Genomic DNA, 2720 nt, shown 5'->3' with positions numbered 1-2720 from the left:
TGACAGCCCGGATCGCGGTGCGCTCGGCGCCGAACTGATCGAGATCGGCCGGCGCAACGATCACCATGCCTACCTGCTGCTGGGCCACACCGTAGCGGTGCAGGCCGCCGCCTTCGCCGGCGATCTCGAGGCGGCCCGCGCACATCTCGAGGCGGCCACCGGGCCGGCCGACCGGTATCAGTGGCGGCAAGCCCAGGCGGCGAACGCGATGGCGCGCGGACTGCTGGCACTGGTGGGCGGTGACGCCGACGACGCCGAGCGGCGCTACCTGGAGGCCGCCGAATTGCTCTCCCGCACAGGAATTTTCAATGCCGGCACCCTTCCGCTCATGGCGCTGTTCACGGTCCGCCTGTATCAGGGCCGGGCCGGGGAACTGGCCGAGACGATCGAGGAATTCATCCGAAGCGCCCCGGCGGACACCGCGGACGCGACCGTCGACTTCCACGCGCTCGTCCTGCTCGCCGCCGGTGACCGGGCTGCGGCGGCTCGCGTCCGGCGCCGGGCACGACCGGTTCCGGAAGACCTGTTCCGCTCGCTGTTCCTCACCCTGCGCGGCATGGTGATCGCCGCGCTCGGCACGGCGGAGGAGGCCGCCGCGATCTACCGTGACCTGCTGCGGTATCGCGATCGTCTCGGTGGCGCCGACACCGGGTCGTTCACCGTCGGCCCGGTCGATCTCGTGCTCGGAGACCTGGCGGCGCGGTACGACGATCCGGATCTCGCCGCCGAACACCACCGCGCCGCCCTGCGCATCGCCGAGGGCTGCGCGAACCAGGGGTGGATCGATGCCGCCCGCGCGCGTCTGGACCACTGATCGGTCACTGGTCGCTCACAAGCCGGACCCGGATCGTCGGTACCCGACCGCCTTCCGACCCGAGGAGCTCCCGTGCCCGACACCCGCCGCATCGCCACCGACCTGCGCCTGAAGACCGTGACCGGCCTGCACCGCACACTGCTCGACGTCACCGGTGGCCGCCTCGGTACCCGCTTCAAGAACATGCCCACGCTGACCCTGACCACCGTCGGCCGGCGCAGCGGGCGGCCGCACACCGTGGTACTCACCGTCCCGATCGTGGGCGGCGACCGCTATCTGGTCGTGGCGTCGCGGGGCGGAGACGCCGTCTCGCCCGCCTGGTACCACAACCTGTGCGCCGAACCCCGCGTCGAGGTGTCCTTCCGGCACGGAGCGGCACGGCCCATGACCGCGCGCGTACTCACCCCGGCCGAACGCGAGGCACGGTGGCCGCAGGTCGTGCGGGCCTATCCGGGCTATGCGGACTATCAGAAGCGCACGGCCCGGCGGATTCCGCTGATCGAGTTGTCCCCGCGCGGCGAGTGAGCACGCCGTGTGCCGCGCACCGGAGGTGCTGCGGCAATGTGTTCGGTCTTACGGGAACCGAACCATGGCTTCCTGCGCGAAAGAGGCGACCAGTGAACCGTTCTCGGTGAACACGTCCCCGCGGCCGAAGCAGCGGCCCTGCGCCATCACCGGGCTGTCCTGGCGCAGCAACAGCCACTCGTCGGTGCGGAACGGCCGGTGGAACCAGAGGGTGTGGCTGGTGACCGCGGAGTGGAACGCGGTGCCGTTGCCGCGCTGGCACACTCCCTCGAGCGGGCGCAGTGCGGTGCCGATCAGCGTGAGGTCGGTGGCATAGCCGGTCAACGCCGGCGCCAGCGTGGCGTCGGCGGCCGGTGTCCGCATCCAAAACTCCAATTCCGGTGCGGCCGAACCGGTGTCGTCGAGGTCGACGTTCGTCCGTGTCTCCCAGGGGATGATGTCGAATCCGGCCTTGTGCTCGGCCGACAGCAGCGGCCCGATCGGCGCGGTCGCCTGCTGTTCGGGACCCTCGTCGGCGGCATGCAGTGATATCGCCGCGGTGGCAGCGACTCTCGAGCCCTGCTCCGCCAGCACCGTGACCGAGGCGAAGCTCCGCCCCTGATGCTGGACCTGCACGCGGTATCGCAGCGCCTCGTCGGGTTTACCCTCGCGGGGAAACAGCGCGTGCAGCGATTTGACTGATTTGTCCGGACAGGTCAGCTGCGCGGCGCGCACGAACTGCGCCAGCAACTGGCCGCCGAAGATCCGGTGGTACCCCAGGCTCTGGTTGGGGCCGGAGAACACCGCGGTATCGCGGCCGTCGCCGGCCGGAACCGAATGCAGGTCGAGACAAGCGAGAAGGTCGCTCCACAGATCGGGCATGAATCCGAGTGTAAGCGACCTTCTCTGATGTGAGAATGGAATTCTCAGTCTTGAGCAAAGCCGTGAGCGCAGAAGTTCCAGACTTCCTCGGCGGTGATCGGGTGGGTGGTCTCCTCGTCGGTGCCACCGGTGGACTGCGCGGTGAACATCACCGTCTGCATGACCATCGCCGCGGTCCGGCGCGCGTTGAGTTCCTTGCGCAACCGGCCCTGTTCCTGGGCCTTCTCCATCAACTCCGTGATCAGGCTCAGCAGCGGCGCATGCGCCACCTTCACCTGCGCGGGATGTGAAACCAGCAGCTGCGGAGCGAAATCCGTGAACAGCGGCCGCTGCGCGGTCGGATCCGGCCGGCTCAGTTCGAACAGCAGCTCGATGGTCACCCGCAGCTGGTCGATCGGATCGTCCTGCCCGTCGGCGGCCGCGCGGAGCTGGTCCGCGGTGCGGCTGAGCGCATCCTCGAACAGGGCCAGCAGAAGTTCGTGTTTACCGTCGAACTGCAGGTAGAAGCTGCGCAGCGATT

The 2720-nt window shown here is 69.1% G+C and carries 4 protein-coding genes; 2 read left to right on the top strand and 2 right to left on the bottom strand.

Annotation, left to right across the window (positions count from 1 at the left end; translation table 11 throughout):
• On the top strand, positions 1-814 hold an 814-nt coding region (locus ON23_RS28145), incomplete at its 5' end, for a hypothetical protein (protein WP_039781946.1).
• A gap of 72 nt (positions 815-886) precedes the next feature.
• Positions 887-1339 carry a nitroreductase/quinone reductase family protein gene (locus ON23_RS28140; protein ID WP_245556158.1) on the top strand — a complete coding sequence of 151 codons (453 nt, stop codon included), beginning with the start codon at positions 887-889 and terminating at the stop codon, positions 1337-1339.
• A gap of 48 nt (positions 1340-1387) precedes the next feature.
• Here ON23_RS28140 and ON23_RS28135 read toward each other — a convergent pair whose 3' ends face one another.
• Complete coding sequence (locus ON23_RS28135) at positions 1388-2200, bottom strand: acyl-CoA thioesterase (RefSeq protein ID WP_039781945.1); 813 nt, start codon at positions 2198-2200, stop codon at positions 1388-1390.
• A gap of 44 nt (positions 2201-2244) precedes the next feature.
• Positions 2245-2720, bottom strand: a 476-nt coding sequence (locus tag ON23_RS28130) for a TetR/AcrR family transcriptional regulator (protein ID WP_039781944.1), incomplete at its 5' end; no start/stop codon positions are given.

Origin of the sequence: Nocardia cerradoensis NBRC 101014 (assembly GCF_000308535.1) — a bacterium.
Classification (GTDB): domain Bacteria; phylum Actinomycetota; class Actinomycetes; order Mycobacteriales; family Mycobacteriaceae; genus Nocardia; species Nocardia cerradoensis.
This window is presented reverse-complemented; position numbering and strand designations above follow the sequence as displayed.

Excerpts from the sequence above, each read along its gene's own strand:
- ON23_RS28135 (WP_039781945.1), bottom strand. The coding sequence starts at position 2,200 with ATGCCCGATCTGTGGAGCGACCTTCTCGCTTGTCTCGACCTGCATTCG.